This is a genomic window from Nonomuraea soli, assembly GCF_013761175.1.
Lineage (GTDB): Bacteria > Actinomycetota > Actinomycetes > Streptosporangiales > Streptosporangiaceae > Nonomuraea > Nonomuraea soli.
In genome coordinates this window covers 676,216-693,578 of sequence record NZ_JACDUR010000006.1, presented here as the reverse complement: position 1 = coordinate 693,578, position 17,363 = coordinate 676,216, and the positions used below count along the sequence as shown (strand labels likewise).

Annotated in this window: 17 protein-coding genes; 7 read left to right on the top strand and 10 right to left on the bottom strand. The window is 72.9% G+C overall.

Annotated elements, in window-relative coordinates; all coding sequences use genetic code 11:
• The first annotated feature begins 15 nt into the window (after positions 1-15).
• The gene (locus HNR30_RS31290) at positions 16-297 is read left to right on the top strand and encodes a PqqD family protein (RefSeq protein WP_181613638.1); all 282 of its coding nucleotides are present in this window, start codon (positions 16-18) and stop codon (positions 295-297) included.
• A 25-nt stretch (positions 298-322) separates the two neighbouring features.
• Positions 323-1,681 (top strand): NAD(P)/FAD-dependent oxidoreductase, encoded by a 1,359-nt coding sequence (locus HNR30_RS31285; RefSeq protein ID WP_181613637.1) that lies wholly within the window; start codon positions 323-325, stop codon positions 1,679-1,681.
• Here HNR30_RS31285 and HNR30_RS50380 read toward each other — a convergent pair.
• The 7 genes from HNR30_RS50380 to HNR30_RS31250 all read right to left on the bottom strand — a co-directional run bounded on the left by HNR30_RS50380 (position 1,638) and on the right by HNR30_RS31250 (position 8,735).
• Entirely contained in the window at positions 1,638-2,348 is a 711-nt protein-coding gene (locus tag HNR30_RS50380) for a response regulator transcription factor (protein ID WP_181613636.1), read from the bottom strand. The two genes, HNR30_RS31285 and HNR30_RS50380, sit on opposite strands and share 44 nt — an antisense overlap.
• Before the next feature lie 102 nt (positions 2,349-2,450).
• Entirely contained in the window at positions 2,451-3,437 is a 987-nt protein-coding gene (locus tag HNR30_RS31275; RefSeq protein WP_181613635.1) for a methyltransferase, read from the bottom strand.
• Complete coding sequence (locus tag HNR30_RS50375; protein WP_181613634.1) at positions 3,434-4,582, bottom strand: cytochrome P450; 1,149 nt, start codon at positions 4,580-4,582, stop codon at positions 3,434-3,436. Before HNR30_RS50375 ends, HNR30_RS31275 begins: the two co-directional genes overlap by 4 nt.
• A complete protein-coding gene (locus tag HNR30_RS31265) occupies positions 4,579-5,859 on the bottom strand; it encodes a TfuA-like protein (RefSeq protein ID WP_181613633.1) in 1,281 nt (426 codons plus the stop codon). The genes HNR30_RS50375 and HNR30_RS31265 overlap by 4 nt, the downstream gene beginning before the upstream one ends.
• Positions 5,859-6,995: a YcaO-like family protein gene (locus HNR30_RS31260; RefSeq protein ID WP_181613632.1), complete on the bottom strand. Its 1,137-nt coding sequence runs from the start codon at positions 6,993-6,995 to the stop codon at positions 5,859-5,861. The genes HNR30_RS31265 and HNR30_RS31260 overlap by 1 nt, the downstream gene beginning before the upstream one ends.
• Complete coding sequence (locus HNR30_RS31255) at positions 6,995-7,807, bottom strand: ABC transporter permease (protein ID WP_181613631.1); 813 nt, start codon at positions 7,805-7,807, stop codon at positions 6,995-6,997. The genes HNR30_RS31260 and HNR30_RS31255 overlap by 1 nt, the downstream gene beginning before the upstream one ends.
• Before the next feature lies 1 nt (position 7,808).
• Complete coding sequence (locus HNR30_RS31250; RefSeq protein ID WP_220134165.1) at positions 7,809-8,735, bottom strand: ABC transporter ATP-binding protein; 927 nt, start codon at positions 8,733-8,735, stop codon at positions 7,809-7,811.
• Between the two features lie 170 nt (positions 8,736-8,905).
• Here HNR30_RS31250 and HNR30_RS31245 point away from each other — a divergent pair, with 170 nt between their 5' ends.
• From HNR30_RS31245 to HNR30_RS31225, 5 genes are all read left to right on the top strand, one after another.
• Complete coding sequence (locus HNR30_RS31245; RefSeq protein WP_181613629.1) at positions 8,906-9,916, top strand: ATP-grasp domain-containing protein; 1,011 nt, start codon at positions 8,906-8,908, stop codon at positions 9,914-9,916.
• An 8-nt stretch (positions 9,917-9,924) separates the two neighbouring features.
• On the top strand, positions 9,925-10,149 hold the full coding sequence (locus HNR30_RS48380; protein ID WP_181613628.1) for a LuxR C-terminal-related transcriptional regulator: 225 nt from the start codon (positions 9,925-9,927) through the stop codon (positions 10,147-10,149).
• Between the two features lie 11 nt (positions 10,150-10,160).
• The gene (locus HNR30_RS31235) at positions 10,161-11,795 is read left to right on the top strand and encodes an FAD-binding dehydrogenase (RefSeq protein ID WP_181613627.1); all 1,635 of its coding nucleotides are present in this window, start codon (positions 10,161-10,163) and stop codon (positions 11,793-11,795) included.
• Between the two features lie 70 nt (positions 11,796-11,865).
• Positions 11,866-12,168, top strand: a complete 303-nt coding sequence (locus tag HNR30_RS31230) for an ArsR/SmtB family transcription factor (protein WP_181613626.1) — start codon at positions 11,866-11,868, stop codon at positions 12,166-12,168.
• Between the two features lie 2 nt (positions 12,169-12,170).
• Complete coding sequence (locus HNR30_RS31225; protein ID WP_181613625.1) at positions 12,171-13,043, top strand: SRPBCC family protein; 873 nt, start codon at positions 12,171-12,173, stop codon at positions 13,041-13,043.
• On the opposite strand, the gene HNR30_RS31220 is transcribed toward HNR30_RS31225, so the two are convergent.
• The 3 genes from HNR30_RS31220 to HNR30_RS31210 are packed head-to-tail and all read right to left on the bottom strand — an operon-like array spanning position 13,024 to position 17,333.
• Positions 13,024-14,424 (bottom strand): chlorohydrolase family protein, encoded by a 1,401-nt coding sequence (locus HNR30_RS31220; protein WP_181613624.1) that lies wholly within the window; start codon positions 14,422-14,424, stop codon positions 13,024-13,026. The genes HNR30_RS31225 and HNR30_RS31220 overlap by 20 nt on opposite strands.
• Before the next feature lie 16 nt (positions 14,425-14,440).
• Positions 14,441-16,216 (bottom strand): vWA domain-containing protein, encoded by a 1,776-nt coding sequence (locus HNR30_RS31215; RefSeq protein WP_312894765.1) that lies wholly within the window; start codon positions 16,214-16,216, stop codon positions 14,441-14,443.
• Positions 16,217-16,268: 52 nt separating this feature from the next.
• The gene (locus tag HNR30_RS31210) at positions 16,269-17,333 is read right to left on the bottom strand and encodes an AAA family ATPase (RefSeq protein ID WP_181613623.1); all 1,065 of its coding nucleotides are present in this window, start codon (positions 17,331-17,333) and stop codon (positions 16,269-16,271) included.
• Positions 17,334-17,363: the final 30 nt, after the last annotated feature.

The following is a 17,363-nucleotide window of genomic DNA, read 5'->3' as shown; positions in this document are numbered from 1 at the left end:
CAGCGGAGGTCTGCCGTGTCACTGCGGATCAGCGAGTCGGTCATCTGGCAGGAGAGCGCGGAGGGCATCTCGCTCTACCACCTGGAAAGCGGCGACTTCCGCACGCTCAACGAGAGCGCGTCGCGGATCTGGACGCTGGTGGCCAGCGAGGGCGAGCGCGAGCCGATCGTGGAGAAGCTGGCGGCCGAGTTCAGCGGGGGAAGCATCGCGATCAGCGGGCAGATCCTGCTGGACGTGCGCCACTTCCTGGGCGACATGATCGCCGACGGCCTGATCGAAGAGCACCCGGCCACGTGACGTGCCCGCCCCACGGGCGCCTCACGTGACCCGCGCCGTCGTCCTGGGCGGCGGATTCGCGGGCGTGCTGGCCGCGAACGTGCTCGCCGGGGTTCCGGGGGTCGCCGACGAGGTCGTCGTCTTCGAGGGGGACCGCTATCCCGCCGCTCCCGGCCCTCGGCGTGGGCTGCCGCAGGCCCACCACAGCCACGTGCTCGTGGCCGGGGGCGCGCGGGCTCTGGCGGAGCTGTTGCCCGGCAGCCTGGAGGAGCTGGCCGCGCTCGGGGCGCGCCGCATCGGGCTGCCGGGCGACGCGCTCATCCTCACCGCCGAGGGGTGGTTCCGGCGCCTGGACACCGCCGCGTACCTGGTGTCGTGCAGCCGGGGGCTGCTCGACCACGTGATCCGGCCGCGGGCGCTGGCGTCCGCGGCGATCACGGTACGGCAGGGCGTCACGGTCACGGGGCTCACGGGCGACGCGAGCAGGGTCACCGGCGTCCGCGTGGCCGGGCGGGGGCGGGAGGAGGTGATCGGCGCCGATCTCGTCGTCGATGCCACCGGCCGCCGTTCAGGGGCGCCGCGGTGGCTGGCCGAGCTGGAGGTGGGCGAGATCCCCGAGCAGAGCGTCTCCTCCGGCCTCGCCTACGCCACCCGCGTCTACCGTGCCCCCGACGGCCTGGACTCCGGCATGCCCGCCGTGATGCTCCACCCGCGCCCCTCCCCCGGCGAGCCGGGCAGGGGCGCGACGGTCTACCCCGTCGAGGGCGGGCGCTGGGTCGTCACCCTGACCGGCACGGAGGGCGGCCGCCCGCCCGCCGACGAGCGGGGCTTCGAGGAGTTCGCCCGCGCACTCCACGACCCGATCGTGGCCGAGCTCATGGCCGCCGCGACCCCGCTGGGCCGGGTGCGCCCGTATCACGACACCGCCAACCGCCGGCGCTTCTTCGAGCGGGCGAGCGTGCCGGCCGGTTTCGTGGCGGTCGGCGACGCGGTGGTCGCGGTGAACCCGATCTACTCACACGGCATGTCCGTGGCCGTACTCAGCGCCCTGGCCATGCGCAGCGAGCTGACCGGAAGCGGACTCGACTGCGCCGAGGCGCTGCGCGCGGCCGTGGCGCAGGTGGCGGAGACGTCGTGGCGCATGGCCGTGGAGCAGGAACGCGGCCCCGAACCCGCCACGCCCTTCCAGCGTCAGGTCAGGCTCCGCCGTACCAGGGCGGCGCTGGCCAGCCCGGAGCTGGCCGGCGAGATGTTCGGCCGCCAGACCCTGCTGCCCGATCCGGGGGCCTCGCCGGATCGTTCGTGGTTGCTGCGCGTCATGAGCGAGCCTCCCGGCGCCCCGCTGACGACCCGGGAGGCGATCAGGCAGTTTCCCCGGCTGTCCGGCTGGTGGCCGGGGAGATGAAGCCCGACTCGTAGGCGATGCCGACCGCGTGGGCGCGGTTGGCTGCCGAGAGCTTGGCCAGGATGCGCGCCAGGTGGGAGCGGACCGTTCCAGCCCCGATGCCGAGCCGGGCGGCGATGCCGGCGTTGGACAGGCCGGTGGCGACCAGCGCGAGCACCTCGGCCTCGCGGCGGGTCAGGGCCTCGGGCCGCCGGTCCAGGCCGCAGACGGTGTGGGCGATGCGGTCGCGCAGCCGGGTGATCATCGAGGTGGAGATGTAGGTGTGCCCGGCCGCGACCAGCCGTACGGCCTGCACGATCTCCTCCATCAGCGTCTCCCGGTGCACGAAGCCGCCCACGCCCATGCGCAGCGCCCGGCCGAGCAGTTCCTCGTCGAGGGTCTCGGAGATGAGCAGCACCCGCAGCCGGTGGCGGGCGTGGCCGGCGACGGCGAGCGCGCACTCGGCGCCGTCGGGGCGCCGCAGCCCGGCGCTCACGACGGCGATCCTGGGCCGGTGCCTGACGATCAGGTCGTGCAGCCCGTGCGTGGCGCCCGCCTCGCCGACGACGTAGACGCCGTTGCCCATGTGCAGGACTCCTCTGAGCCTGGCCCGCGTCATCCTGTCGGGTTCGCCGACGACGATCCGCAGTGCGGGCATCGCCTCGCCCGACTCATCCGGTTGCGCCACCTGACCACCCGAGTTCGCTCGACCCGGACACTATGACCGCCTCGATGCCCGGCGGCCAGAGTAGGTGGGGTACTCAGGCCCGGCCCGCTCGCCGGGCCGTACTCAGGCGGGCTTGGCGATCAGGGCGCGGACCTGGGTGCCGCCCAGGGGCCGGCTGACGCCGCACAGCTCGAACCCGGCCTCGGACAGCAGCCGCCGGTACTCCCGCCCGTCGCGCTCCCGGCCGCCGGTGTAGACGAGCATGGCGATGTCGCTCATGACGGCCTGGCGCGAGGGCAGCACCGGTTCCAGGACGAGCAGGCGCCCGCCGGGTTCGATCGCGGTACGGCAGGCGCGCAGGATGAGGGCGCAGCGCTCGTCGTCCCAGTCGTGCAGGATGCCCTTGAGCGTCATCAGGTCGCCGGAGGGCACGGCGGTGAAGAAGTCGCCCGTCTCGACCGTGCACCGGTCCGCGACGCCTCGCAGGGTCCGGGCCGAGTCCGCCGCGCCTGCGGCGGTGTCGAGCAGGATGCCGTGTGCTCGCGGGAGGGCGGCGAGCAGGGCGGCCAGGAGCGTTCCGTCGCCGCCGCCGACGTCGACGACCGTGCGCGCGCCGGTCAGGTCGACCGCCGCGGCCAGGTCGGCGGCGACGGGCTCGGTTCCCTCGCGCATCGCGGTGTTGAAGATGCGGGCCAGGGCCGGGTCCGCGGCGAGGTGATCGAAGAGGGGCCTGCCGTGCACCTGGTCGAAGGCGGTGGCGCCGGTCCTGACGCTGTCGGCGAGCGTGCCCCAGGCCTGCCAGACGGCGCCGTCGCCGAGCAGGAGCAGGCCGGAGCGCATCGAGCGCGGGTGGTCGGCGCGCAGGGGCTGGCCCAGGTCGGTGAGGGTGTAGTGGCCGGGCCGCGGTTGCGCCGTGACGCCTAGCGCGGTGAGGGCCGCCAGGAGGCGGGCGAGCGTGCCCGGGTCGGCGCCGAGGTCGCGGGCGAGCCTGTCGAGCGGCGCCGGGGCGCAGCGCAGGGCCTCGGGCAGTCCGAGCCGGACGGCGGCGTGCAGGATCTGCGTGGTGACGGCGCCGAACGCCATCCGCGCCAGCTCGGCGTATCCGCTCATGCCGATTCCAGCAGCACCGGGAGGCGGCGTACTCCGTGCAGGAACAGGTCGGGTGTCCATTCCAGCTCCTCGGTGGCCTGGCTGATCCGGGGGAAACGGGCGAGCAGTTCGCCGATGGCCGCCTGGGCCTGCAGGCGGGCCAGGGCGGCGCCGAGGCAGAAGTGGGCGCCGTGGCCGAAGCCCAGGTGGCGGTTGGGGTCGCGGCCGATGTCGAAGACGTCGGGATCGGCGAAGGCGGCGGGGTCGCGGTTGGCGGCCAGCAGCACGGGGATCACGACGTCGCCCCGCTTGATCGTCTCGCCGCCCAGTTTGAGGTCGGCCATCGCGTGCAGCGGCCGGGAGTGGCCAACCGGGCCGTTGAAGCGCAGCATCTCCTCGACGGCGGTGGCGATGAGATCGGGGCGCTCGCGCAGGCGCCGCAGCTGGCCGGGGTGGCGCAGGAGTTCCAGGACGCCGTTGCCGATGAGGTTGACCGTCGTCTCGTCGCCGGCGAACAGGAGCTGGAACACCGACGACAGCAGCTCGTGGCGGGTGAGCTGCCCGGCCCGCTCGGCTCGCAGCAGCCGCGACAGCAGGTCGTTGCCGGTCTGGTCGCCGCGCTCGCGGATGCGTTCGCCCAGGTGGGCGAGGAAGGCGACCCCCGCGCGCCGTACCCTGGCCGGGTCGTCGGTGCGCAGCATCTCGTCGCTCCAGCGGCGCAGCCTGGCGCGGTCCTCCTGCGGCAGGCCGAGCAGCTCGGCCACGACCAGCAGCGGGAGGGGAAGGGCCAGGTCGGCGATCACGTCCGCCTCCCCTGTGGTCATGGCGTCGAGCAGGTCGCTCACGCGCTGCCTGACGAGCCGGCCGAGCACCGCGACGGTCCTGGCGCCGAAGCCGGGCGCCATGAGCCTCCGCAGCCGGGTGTGGTCGGGCGGGTCGAGGTTGAACACGTTGCGCCGCACCATCGCCAGCGGGTCGCCGCCCGGCGGCTCCACCTGGCGTCCCAGGGCGGGCTCCTGGAGGGCGTGGCGTACGTCGGCGTAGCGGGTCAGATACCAGGTGACCCGGCCCGACGGGGTGACGTCGCGCCGCACGGGGCAGCGTTCCCGCACGCGGTGGAAGTAGGTGTGCGGGTCGGCCGGGTCGAACCCCGCGGGTGCCGTCACCTGCGGGTCCGCACGTCGAGGGCGAAGAAGCGGCGCGCGGTGCGCCCGAGCTCCTCCAGGCCGAAGAATCCGCGCCTGGCCAGCTCGATCTCCCCCGACGCGCCGGGGCGTTGCCAGTGGCGCAGGAAGAGTTTCCCGCACACCTGCGGCGGGGGCAGGGCCAGGCGTCCGCGGGTCTGCTCGGTCAGCTCGTCGGCCTGAGCGACCAGCTCGCACCAGTGCGGCCAGCGCGGCGAGGCGCGCACCCGGTCGAGCACGGCGGGGCGCCAGTCGGCCGACTGCCAGACGGGCCAGACGCGTACCATGACCAGCCGCGCCTGCTCCACGGCGGGCAGCCCGGCGAGCTCGGCCGGCGTGAGCCACGCGGCCAGCTCCTGCGGCAGCGGGCCGCCGGCGTCGAGTCCGAGCCGTGCCCTGGCGAAGTGGTCGAGTCCTCCGGCTCCCGCGAAACCCTCCAGGAGGCCGGTGAGCACCTCTTCGTGCAGGTGCGCGTAGTCCGGGTCGAAGAGCCTGGCCGCGTTGAGCACGTCGAGGTCGCCCATCCACCGCCCCGGCGCGTACTCCCGCATGGAGCGCCACTTGAGCACCTCGTAGTGGGTGATCCCGGTCATCGCGTCCACCGGGGCGGGCGCGGCGGCCCCGACTCCGGCGCCGCGCAGCGCCTGGACGGCGTCGAGCCGCTTGAGGTCCCACTCGCCGGTGCCGATGGTCTTCTCCAGCGTCGTCAGGCCGTCGTGCGCCTGACGGCCGAGCCGTTCGCGCAGCTCGGGCCAGGTGCGGTGGCTGAAGGGCAGCTCCTTGGCGACGGCCACGACCCGCTCGGCGACCTCGGGCGCGATGAGGCCGCGCGCGACACCTTCGCGGCAGCCGTACCTGAGGTTGACCAGCGCGATCGTGCTCGGCGGGTAACCGCGCTCGGCGGGGCCGTGCAGGACCGCGACCTCGTCGTCGCCGTCGATCTCCCCGTCGGCGTACATGCGGTGGACCTCGCCCGCCCCCGCCATGCCGTACGGGCCGAGCTCGGCGGCGCGCAGCGCGCCCATGCTGGCGGCGCCGACGACGTGCACGCCCTGGCCGATGAGCCACAGGATCTCCTTGTGGCCGACCGACAGGCGCTCCCGGTAGTAGCCGTCGACGATGACCGCGGTGTCGCCGGGCTCCCAGGGATGGCTGAGCAGGTCGCCCCTGGCCACCGGCGGGCGCACCACGGCCGCGGGCACGACCTCGCGCACCTCCCCCGCCGGCAGGGTGGGTCCTGTGTAGACGACGGTGGTCACTAGAACACCTCCGGGCGGACGCGGCTGCCGGGCGCCACGACCCTGACGACGGGCACGCCGATCTCCGGCCTGGTCAGGTCGACGGCCAGCGGATCGTGGCGGAAGGCCGCGGCGGCCCGCCGCACGACCTCCTCCAGGTCCTCGGCGAGGCTGGGCCGGGCGGTCATGGCGGCGATCGGCTCGGCGGGCTCCGCCTGACCCGCCGAGGTGTCACGCCGCCGGGCGCCCGCGTCCTGGTGGGCGTCGGCGTGCAGGTCGTCGCGGGCGCCCGAGATGTAGGCCAGGCGGGCCTGCGCGGCCTCGGTGACGGCCCGCGTGAGGGCGATCTCGGAGCTCAGGTGGCAGCCGTAGCCCATGAACGAGATCGGGTAGTCGTCGCAGGAGACCCGCGCCAGCAGGCACGGCAGGCCGGTGGGCGAGGGCAGCCACCTGACCTCCAGGCGTACGGCCGCGCGCTCGATGAGCTCGCACAGCTCGTCGACGACGGGCGAGCCGAGCGTGGCCGGGTCGACCCGCGTCCCGCGCCCGCCCTCGGTGATCATCGTGGTGACGGCGTCGCGCTCGATGATCTCGTACAGGGCGTGCAGGGTGGCCTCGACGACCGTGTTGCCGCTGGCCAGGCCGTTGGTCGACGACATCAGGGCGGGCGCGCTCCAGCCGCTTCGCCGGACGAGGGTGAACTGGACCGTCTCCAGCGGCACCAGCGTCGAGGAGCCGTCGGTCAGGGACGTGGCCCGCGCCCACTCCATCGGCAGCCGGTCGTGCAGGAGGTTCGGGGTGAGCGACGGCAGGCTGCGCACGTCGTAGCCGGGGGCGACCGCGCACGGCGGGGCGATCGCGGCGGGGGCCATGGGCTGCTCGGCGTGCCACAGCTCGATGGCCTCCATCATGGCCGACAGCCGTGCCAGGTCGGCGGTGACGCCCTTGCCCTGGGAGACGGCCAGGGTGCGGGAGGCGGGCCTGATCGCCTGGAAGGTCGGGATGCCGATGGTGTCCAGGCGGGTGATGTCGGCGACGCGGGTGATGCCGACGTGGGGGGCGGCGGCGCGGGCCATGGCCAGGGTGGCGGCGGCGTCGCTGGCGCGGTCGGTGCCGGGAAGGCGGACCTTCGACCGGTCGGGGGTCAGGGCGCGCATCAGATGTTGCGCGCCCGGTTGAGCAGGCCGCGGCCCCCGATGGTGTACGCGACGGCGGCGATCGCGGCCAGGACGGCCAGGTCGCGCCAGGCGGCGCCGAGGCCGAACAGCGCGGCGTCGCGCATGCCGTTGATCGCGTAGGTGAGCGGGTTGATCGTCGCCACCCACTGGATCACCGTCGGCATGCTCTCCATCGTGTAGAGCGAGGGGGCGCTGAAGACCAGCACGGGGATGGACAGGTTCGACAGCACCATGAACGCCTGGTAGTCGGTGATCACGATGGCGACCGCCAGGTAGAGGCCGTTGAAGGCCAGGGCGGAGACGACCAGCGCGGCCAGCATGCCCAGCCAGCCCTCGGTGGTGAACGGGAACGAGAACAGCGCGACCGCAACGCCGAGGGCGAGCAGGGTCTGCGCCAGAACCAGGGACACCCCGGCGATCACCTTGCCGAGCAGGAAACGCGAGCGGCGCAGCGGGTAGGACCACAGCTGCGTGGCCACCCCGCTCATCTCCTCCTGGAACAGCGCCATGCTGGAGGTGCCGGCCGCGCTGACCACCGACATGGCCAGCGTCATGGGCAGCAGGAACGCCGCGAACCTCAGCTCCACGCCCTTGTAGGTGACCTCCTGGACGAGGTTGCTGAGCGAGGTGTTGACCAGCAGCAGGTAGATGAGCATCGGCGCGAGGCCGAGCACGAGGTAGACGCGGTTGCGGGCGAGCAGGGAGTACTCCCGGTACAACACCGCGGTCAGGTCGGCGGCCTTGGCGGTCCTGGCCGGGGGCGTGTTCTGGAAGGTCAGCCTGGCGGCCATGTCACCCCTCGTTGTCGGTCATGCGGAGGAAGACCTGCTCCAGCGAGTCGGAGGCGGTCGAGACTCCGGAGATCGCCACCGCGTGGTCCTGGCAGTGCCTCGACAGCCCGGCCAGCACGTCGGGGGCCCTGGCTCCGTCGATGCGCACCAGCGAGTCCTCGGCGGTGGCCGCCAGGCCGGCCGCCGCGGCCCAGGCGGCCACCGCCCTGACCGCGTCGGGGTGCTCGACCGTGACCAGCAGGTGGGTGCTGCCGAACTCCTCGACCAGCTCGCGCGGCTTGGCGAAGCGCACCACCTTGCCGCGGTTGATGACCATCACGCGCTGGCTGTTGCGTTCCACCTCGTCGATGTGGTGGCTGGTCCACAACACCGTCACGCCGTACTCCTCGCGCAGCCACCGCACGAACCTCTCGACCTGCCGGCGGCCGGGCACGTCGAGCCCGGCCGAGGGCTCGTCGAGGATGAGCAGCTGCGGGATCGTCAGCAGCGCCCGCACGAGTTGCAGCCGCTGGCGCTGGCCGCCCGACAGCTGGAAGCAGAAGGTCTGCAGGTGCTCGGTGAGCCCGAGGTAGTCGGCGATCTCCAGGGCCCAGGGGCGTACGTCGCGCCACCGCAGGCCGCGGAAACGCGCGGCGATGCGCAGGTTGTCGAGGGCGGGCAGCATCATGTCGAACGGTCCGGACTGGTGCATGGCGCCGACGCCGCTCTTGGCGACGACCGGCTGGCGCACCGGGTCGGCGCCGAAGACCCTGACCTGGCCGGAGGTGGGCGCGGTGACGCCGCAGATCATCTTGATCAGGGTGGTCTTGCCCGCGCCGTTGGGCCCCAGCAGGCCGATGGTCTCGCCCTCGGCGATCTCGAAGGAGATCCCGTCCACCGCGGGCCGCTCGCTGCGCCGGTAACGTTTGGTCAGCTCCGTTGCGGTCACCACGTCACCACTCATGGTCGAGTATGTGCCGCTCGCGTCGGGGGCGGACAACCCCACAAACGTGGGGCTCCCGAGAACTAGCTACATGTCCTCTATATGCCGAATGACAGAGAAGCGATTGTCTGTCCGGTCCGCGACGATGACCATCGGCACATGGATGAGGTCGGCGCTTGAGCAGCTCTCCGTACACCGTGTACCTGCCCGCCGGTCCTCCCGGCGTCAGCTGGTCCCTGCCCCAGGGGGTCCGTGACACGGTTGCGTTACCCTGCGTCGTCCTGGCCGACCGGGCGGGCTTCTCGGAGTTCGCCGTGCTCCAGCGCGCGCTGCGCGTGGTGGGCGTGCCGAGCGTGCGCATCGACGCGGGCTCGGCCGGCGCGTCGCGGGTGTCGGGCCGGGTGCCCGGCGACGTGATCGACGTCGACGGGCGCGTCATCGTGCCCACGGTGGTGTGGGTGCGCCACTTCACCCCTGAGGCGATCCCCGTGGGAGGGGAATCCTGGTGCGCGTGGATCGGCCAGCTGCCCGCCGTCCACCTGCCGGGCGGAGCTCCGGGACGGCTGGCCCAGCTGGCCGGGGCCGTACGGCGGGGCGTACGGGTGCCGAGCACGATCGTCACCACCGATCCCCCCGGCGCGGCGCGGGAACTGGGGTGCGGCCGGGTGGTGGTCAAGGCGCTCGGCGAGCACTTCGCCGAGGTCTCGCCCGGCGTGCTGGAGGCGGCCTTCCCCCGCATCGCGGCCCCCGGCGACCTGATGCCCGCCGACCGGCCGGTGATCGTGCAGGAATACGTCGAACACGAGGAGGAGCTCAGGGTCTACCACCTCGGCGGGGAACTGCGGGCCTTCCTCGTCGGCAAGTCCGCGCCCGAGGCGATCTGGCGCGACGAGGCGTCCGTGACGGTGCGCCCCGCGCACGTCCCCCCGGACGTCGCCACGGCCGCCCGCGTGCTCGCCGCGGACTGGGGGCTGCGCTACGCCGCCTTCGACTTCCTGCTCACCAGGGCGGGCCCGGTCTTCCTGGAGGCCAACGCCGACGGTGACTGGCGCTGGTTCGAGGCCAGGGCCGGATGCGAGAGCGTCTCCCTCGCCGCCGCGTCCATGCTCCGCGACCTGCACGACCGGTCGTCCGCGCTCGACCTGACGGGCTTCCTGGCACTGAGAACCTTCCGTGGAGGGGAGTAGGGCTGCAGATGGATCACGAGCTCAACGAGCGGGACTTCCTCTTGATCGTCATGCTGGCCAGGGGCTACACCACCACGCGGATCGCCAGGGAGCTGCATCTGAGCAGGTACACGGTGGCGGAGCGGATCAGCAAGCTGCTGGAGCAGTTCGCCTGCAGCAACCGCAGCCAGCTGGTGGCCTACTTCTACGCCCACCGGCTGTTGCACGTGGGGATCTGGCCACCAAGCGTGTAACGTGCGCATTTGTGCACGCGGACGTCATAGTCGTCGGGGCCGGCCTGGCCGGCCTGGTGGCGACCCACGAACTCACCCGGCGCGGCAAGCGCGTCGCCCTCGTCGACCAGGAGGGCCCCGCCAACCTGGGCGGGCAGGCCCACTGGTCCTTCGGCGGGCTGTTCTTCGTCGGCTCGCCCGAGCAGCGCCGCATGGGCGTGAAGGACTCCGTCGAGCTGGCCTGGAACGACTGGCAGGGCAGCGCCGGGTTCGACCGGCTCGACGACGAGGACTCCTGGGCGGTGCGGTGGGCACGCGCCTACGTCGAGTTCGCCGCCGGGGAGAAACGCTCCTGGCTGCAGGGCCTGGGCCTGCGCTGGCTGCCGACGGTGGGCTGGGCCGAGCGCGGCGACCTGCGGGCCGACGGGCACGGCAACTCGGTGCCGCGTTTCCACGTCACCTGGGGCACCGGACCCGGCGTGCTGGAGCCGTTCCTGCGCTTCGGCGAGCTGGTGACCTTCCACCACCGTCACCGCGTCGACGAGCTGATCGTCAGCGGTGGAGCGATCCAGGGCGTGCGCGGCACCGTGCTGGCCGAGGACCACGCGCCGCGCGGGGTGGCCACCAGCCGCGAGCCCGCCGGCGAGTTCACCCTGGAGGCCCCGGCGGTCATCGTGACCACGGGCGGCATCGGCGCCAACCACGATCTGGTGCGCGCCTACTGGCCCTCCCGGCTGGGCACTCCCCCGGACGACATGATCACCGGCGTGCCCGCCTACGTCGACGGCCGCATGCTCGACATCGCCGCCGAGGCCGGAGCCCGCCTGGTCAACCGCGACCGCATGTGGCACTACACCGAGGGCCTGCGCAACTGGGATCCGATCTGGCCCGGCCACGGCATCCGCATCCTGCCAGGACCCTCGTCGATGTGGTTCGACGCGCTCGGCAACCGCCTGCCCGACCCGTGCCTGCCCGGCTACGACACCCTCGGGACGCTGCGCCACCTGCGCACCACCGGCCACGACCACTCGTGGTTCGTGCTCACCGAGCGCATCATCGCCAAGGAGTTCGCCCTGTCGGGCTCGGAGCAGAACCCCGACATCACCTCCAAGGACCGCCAGGCGTTCCTGCGCTCACGCCTGCTGGGCAAGGGCGCCCCCGCTCCGGTGGAGGCCTTCAAGCGGCGCGGCGCCGACTTCGTGGTGGCCGCCACGCTGGAGGAGCTGGTCGAGGGCATGAACAAGCTCACCGACACGCCGCTGCTCGACGCCGAGCACCTGCGGCGGCAGATCGTGGCGCGCGACCTGCAGATCGCCAACCCCTTCAGCAAGGACTCCCAGGTCCAGGGCATCCACAACTCGCGGCGTTACCTCGGCGACAAGCTGGGGCGTACGGCCACGCCGCACCGGATCCTGGATCCCGAGGCGGGACCGCTGATCGGCGTGCAGCTTCGGGTGCTGACCCGCAAGTCGCTCGGGGGCATCCAGACCGATCTCGACTCCAGGGTGCTCGACGCGTCGGGCCGGGCGATCGACGGGCTGTTCGCGGCGGGGGAGGTCGCCGGGTTCGGCGGCGGCGGGGTGCACGGCTACAACGCGCTGGAGGGCACCTTCCTGGGCGGGTGCCTGTTCTCCGGACGCCAGGCGGGCCGCGCCGCGGCTCGCTGACGGGTCCGTGAGCCGCCCGGCGACGGCGGGCGGCTTGGCTTCTATATGCCACATCGGCTATATTGCCCATATGGCATCTACGTTCGAGGTGCTGGCGGAACCGCGCCGCAGGGAGATCCTCGACCTGCTGCGCGGCCGCGAGCGGCTGGTCGGCGAGCTGGCCGACAGCCTCTCGCTCGCCCAGCCGACCGTCTCCAAGCACCTGAAGGCGCTGCGCGAGGCAGGGCTGGTCGAGGTGCGCCACGACGCGCAACGGCGCTGGTACCGGCTGCGTCCCGAGCCGCTGGCAGAGATCGACCGGTGGCTGGAGCCGTACCGGCAGTTGTGGTCGTCGAGCCTCGACGCGCTCGAACACCACCTGGACAGGAGTTGACCATGGAAGCGACCCTGCACACCGTCAACGGCGATCCGGTGCTGCGCCTGGAGCGCCGGCTGGCCCATCCGCCCGCCAAGGTGTGGCGGGCGGTGACCGATCCGACCGAGATGGCCCACTGGTTCCCCGCCTCCGTCGAGGCCGAGCAGCGGCCCGGCGCCGCCATGCGTTTCAGCTTCCCCGGCGACGACGAGGTCACCCACGGCGAGGTGATGGAGGTCGACCCGCCCAAGGTCTACATGTTCCGCTGGGGACACGACGTGCTGCGCATCGAGCTGATCCCCGAGGGCGAGGGCTGCCTGCTGGTCTTCACCCACACGCTGGGCGGGGGCGCCACCGGCAGGCTCGGCGCGGGCCGTACGGCGGCGGGCTGGGACACCTGCCTGGCCGCGATGCTCGCCCGCCTCGACGGCCGCGACGCACCGGAGGAGCGCGACCCGCTCGGGCCGATGGAGCACTACATCGAGGCGTTCGGGCTGGCCGAGGGCACGGTCACCCGCACCGGCGACGGTTTCGAGCTGGCCTTCGCCCACGACATGGTGTGGCGCTCCGCCGAGCGGATCTGGGCCCAGGTCGTAGGGCAGGCGCCAGGCGAGGTCCTGGAGCGCGACGAGCCGCGCCTGCTGGTCTGCGCCCTGTCGCACGACGGCCTGCCCGCCGGGACCGTGCGCTGGGAGATCGTCTCCGATCCCGAGCTGGGCGTGCGCGTCGAGCGGGTCCAGACCGTGCCCGCCTCGCTCGCGTCGCTGGTGCCCGCTCTGCTGTCCGGGGGCCAGGTCGGGCAGGAGCTGCTGTTCGCCGCGGTCATGGGCGATCCCGGCCGCCCCTGGCCGCAGGAGCGTTACGAGCGGCTGGTCAAGCAGTACTCGTCCTGAACGACGGCGGGAAGAGCGTGTCCGGGTCCCTGCGCAGGTGGTCGCGCGTGGAGTAGGCGGCCTTCATGCGGTCGAAGTAGGCCTGGGCCCGCTCGCGCAGGTCCTCGGCGCCGGGGATGACCCGGTCGCGCATGACCACGCGGCCGTCGATCACGACCGTCGTCACGTCCGCGCCCGAGCAGTTCATCAGCAGGGTGCGGATGGGGTCGTCGACCGGTCCTGTGCGGGGCCCCGACAGGTCCACGACGATCAGGTCGGCCTTGGCGCCGGGGGCCAGCCTGCCGAGGTCGTCGCGGCCCAGCGCCCTGGCGCCGCCGAGGGTGGCCGCCCGGTAGTAGTCGGCCGCCGCCCCGGCGTCGAGTCGTCCGGTGACGAGCTTGGCCAGGTTGTTGCCGTAGTCCATGTTGCGGATCATGTCGGGCGGGAAGGAGTCGGTGCCCAGCGCCACGTTGACGCCCGCGGCCCGGTAGGAGTCGAAGTCGTGCAGCGCGTCGCCGTACCTGACCGAGGTCAGCGGGCAGTGCGCGATCCCGGCGATCGCGGCGAGCCTGGGCACGTCGCTCGGTTCGATGTAGCGGGCGTGCGGCACGATCAGCCGGTGGTTCAGCAGGCCGCTGTCCTCCAGCGCGTCGACGGGCTGCCTGCCGAGCAGCCCGGCCTCCCTGGGGCTCTGCATGCAGTGCAGGCGCACCAGGCAGTCGAGTTCCTCGGCGGCCTCGGCGGTGGCGCGCAGGAGTTCGGGGGTCAGCGTCTCGATCCGGCAGGGCAGCAGCGCGCCGCGCAGCCGCCCGCCGTAGGCGCCGTCGAAGTCCTTGACGAAGCGCACCGCGTCGGCCAGGCCGCGTTCGCCGTTGGCCGGTTCCCAGAGCACGCGCCCGCCGGTCACCGGCACGCCGGAGCGGTAGCTGGGGCCCAGGTACATGCGCAGGCCCAGCCGCCCGGCGATCTCGGCGACGCCGGCGAACTCCTCGTAGGACTCCGCCCAGGCGCTGTGGGTCTCGGCGGCGATCGGCATCGCGGTGGTGATGCCGTTGCGGATCAGCTGGGTCAGCGCGTATTCGCGCATGAACAGCGTGTCCTCCAGCGGGAAGACGGCCTGCCTGCGGTGCAGGGCGTAGTCGTCGGACCAGGCCAGGCCGCTGGAGTCGGCGTGCCAGGTGTCGAGGATGGCGTGGTCGATGTCGGCCAGCGCGTCCAGATCGATGAAACCGGGACCGATCAGGGCGTGCCCGGCGTCGATCACCTCGTCGGCCTCGCCGTCGTACGGCCCGCCGGCGTGGACGACCTCGTCACCCTCCAGGACGACGCAGCCGTCGCGGTGGATGACGTGGTCGTCGCCGTCGTGTCCGACGACGAAGGAGGCCTTCAGGAGAATCCGCATAAATAGTGGTATACCACTACCTCATGTGAAAGACCGGTCCCACCGCCCGGAAGGGCAGCCTCGCCCCCTCGGGGACGAGGAAGGCGTGCTCGCGCCTGATCCTCAGCACGTCGCACTCCCCGTCGGTGATGACCAGGATGGGGCCCGCCGCGGGGAAGTCGTCGGCATGCTCCAGCAGGTGGACACCCGGCTGCAGGACCGTGCCTCCCCTGCCGCGCACCCGCACCTTCGAGGCGATCTCCTCGACCGGAAGGTACCCCGCGTCGTAGGCGGCCGCGTCGCAGAAGACCACGCGCGCACGCGGCACGTCGCGGGCGACGGCGTAGGAGGCTATGGCGCCCAGCGCCTTGCCCAGGAGCCGGGCGTTCATGGAGCCGGAGGTGTCGAGCACCACGCCGAAGGTGGCCTGGCGCACGAGCTCCTCCGGGCGCACCCAGCCGGGGCGCGGGATGCCGGGCGTGGACGACTGCCGGCGCGAAGCGCGCGCGTAGGAGCGGCGGCGCTCCGGCGAGGGCACGTGCTCGTCGAACCAGCGCGCCAGCCGCGCGTCCCACGGCAGCGGCGGCTGGTCCAGGGCGCGGATCTCCTGCTCCAGCCCCGACGGCAGCAGCCCTCTGCCGCTGGAGTGGTGGTAGGACAGGCCCGTGCCCAGGGCCCGGCGGTAGAACTCGTCCAGGTCGACGTATCGCCCCGGCGCCCCGGTGTGCGGCAGCGGGTGGCCCAGCACGTCGCCCAGGCCGCGCCCGCGCAGCGTGGCGAGCTTGCGCAGCCGCCTCAGGTCCACGGTGATCAGGTCGTAGACGGCCTCGGCCGACTGGGCCGCCAGGGTCCTGTCGTGCAGCAGCCCCTCGGGCATCTCCCCCACGCCCATCTCGACGAGCCAGCCGTTGATCACGTAGTCGCAGGCGATGTTCCAGTAGTACGGGTCGCGCCCGCCCACCCGCTCGCCGTGCCGCAGCGCGGCGTGCAGCATCTCGTGCGCCAGGACGAACCGCCACTCCTCCATCGACAGGCGGATCAGCGGGTTGACGTAGATCTCTGCGGCCTCGGCGTTGACCGCGGCGACGGAGATGTCCCAGCCGCGCGCCAGCTCGACGTCGGCCACCAGCGTCATGCCCGCGGCCAGCGCGCCGAGCAGCGGGTAGGAGGAGACGAACCAGCGCAGCGCCAGATCCCACGGACCGTCCACATGGCCTTCCGCGGACACGCGCGGCGTGCCCGCCTTGTCGAGCGCGGCCGTCGCGGCCCTGGCCACCCCGCGGGCGAAGGCACTCTGGTAGTCGCGGTACTTCGCGCTCTTCTCGTCGCCGATCGCGAAGTCCGGAAGGCCGATCGGGGCGAACTCGGCGGGCAGGCCGAGGCGGCGCCAGCGCTCCGACAGCGTGGTCTCGTCCTCCGGCGGCAGCTCGACCGGCAGTGGCGCGGGGCAGCGGCCCAGCTTGAGCGTGCGCAGGAACCGGTCGACCGCCACGCAGCAGGCGGCCCGGTAGGCGGGGTCGGGACCCAGGTCGTTCGGCAGGCAGGTGCGCGGGTCGGCGTGACCGAACCCGAGATGGAGCAGGAGGTGGGCGAAGACCCACGCCCACTCCTCGGCCTCGGCCCTGCGCCTGGGGTGGTACTTGACGTCGCCGTCGGCCTCGACGACCGCCCAGGTGTCCTTGTCGAGCTCGCCGTCGGCGGCGGGCCCCAGGCAGGCGCGAACGGCCGACAGCAGGGGGTGCGCGGTGACCATGCCCCAGCCCTTGCGCAGTTCGGCCTGCCAGGGATCGACCTTGGCCTTGCCCCTGCTCACGACGGCCCGCTCAGGACGACTCTGCTCACGACGATTCGCGCAAGGGCTCTGCTCACGACGACCTGGCCTCGATCAGGCGGGGCAGGTCGCGGCCGACCTCGACCAGGAACCAGGTGGGCAGCGCGGGAGCGCCGTTGTCGTCGTTCCTGATGACCAGCTGCGCGCACTCCAGCGAGATCTCCGCCAGCTCCACCAGCAGCGTCTTGGCGCGGAAGGCCAGGTCGCGGCCGCGCTGCGAACCGCCGCGCTTGTCGGCGGGCAACTCCTTCATCAGGCGGGCACGCAGCGTCTCGGCCAGGAAGTAGAGCAGGTCGCGGTCCTCGGGACGGCGCGGCCAGGGCGCCTCGCCCTTGAGGACGGCGTCGAGGTCGTAGGCGTGCCGCACGGTCTTGACGTAGGCGCGGAAGGCCGAGGCGTGGCCCGTGGTGAGCGTGCCGAACGCCAGCATGGCCAGGGTGTCGTCGTCGATGCCCTCGCCGTAGGAGTGCATGACGTCGGAGAGCATGTGCCAGGCGCGGGGCGAGGAGAAGGGCTCCTCGGTCTTGGGCGGCGCGCTCCACAGGTGATCGGGGCGCTGCACCAGGTACTCCACGATCCACGGGTGGATGCCGTTGTCGACGGCCCAGGTCAGCCAGTCACTGGCCGAGGCGCGCAGGTGCACGTGGACCAGGCGGTTGACCAGCGCCGAGGCCATGGGCCTGGCCAGCGCGTTGTCGGTCGCGCGGTTGCCCGCGCCGATCACGACCGACCCCTCGGGCAGCTCGTAGGTGCCGATGCGGCGGTCGAGGATCAGCGAGTAGAAGGCCTTCTGCACCTCGGGGGCCGAGGCGTTGAGCTCGTCGAGGAACAGGCAGTACGGCTCGGCGCGGGCGATCGACTCGGGCGGGGCGAACCTGCTGCGCCCGTCGATCAGCTCGGGCACGCCGATGAGGTCCTCGGGGGCCAGCTGCGTGCCGAGCAGGGTGACGCACTCCAGGCCGAGCGAGGCGGCGAAGTCGCGCACCAGCGAGCTCTTGCCGATGCCGGGCGCGCCCCACAGGAACACCGGACGCACCACCGCGACGTGGAGGAGCACGCCGGGCAGCTGCGCCGGGGTCACGGTGACGGTTGCCTGCATGGGGTCAAGGGTGACGAATCACCAGGTCGA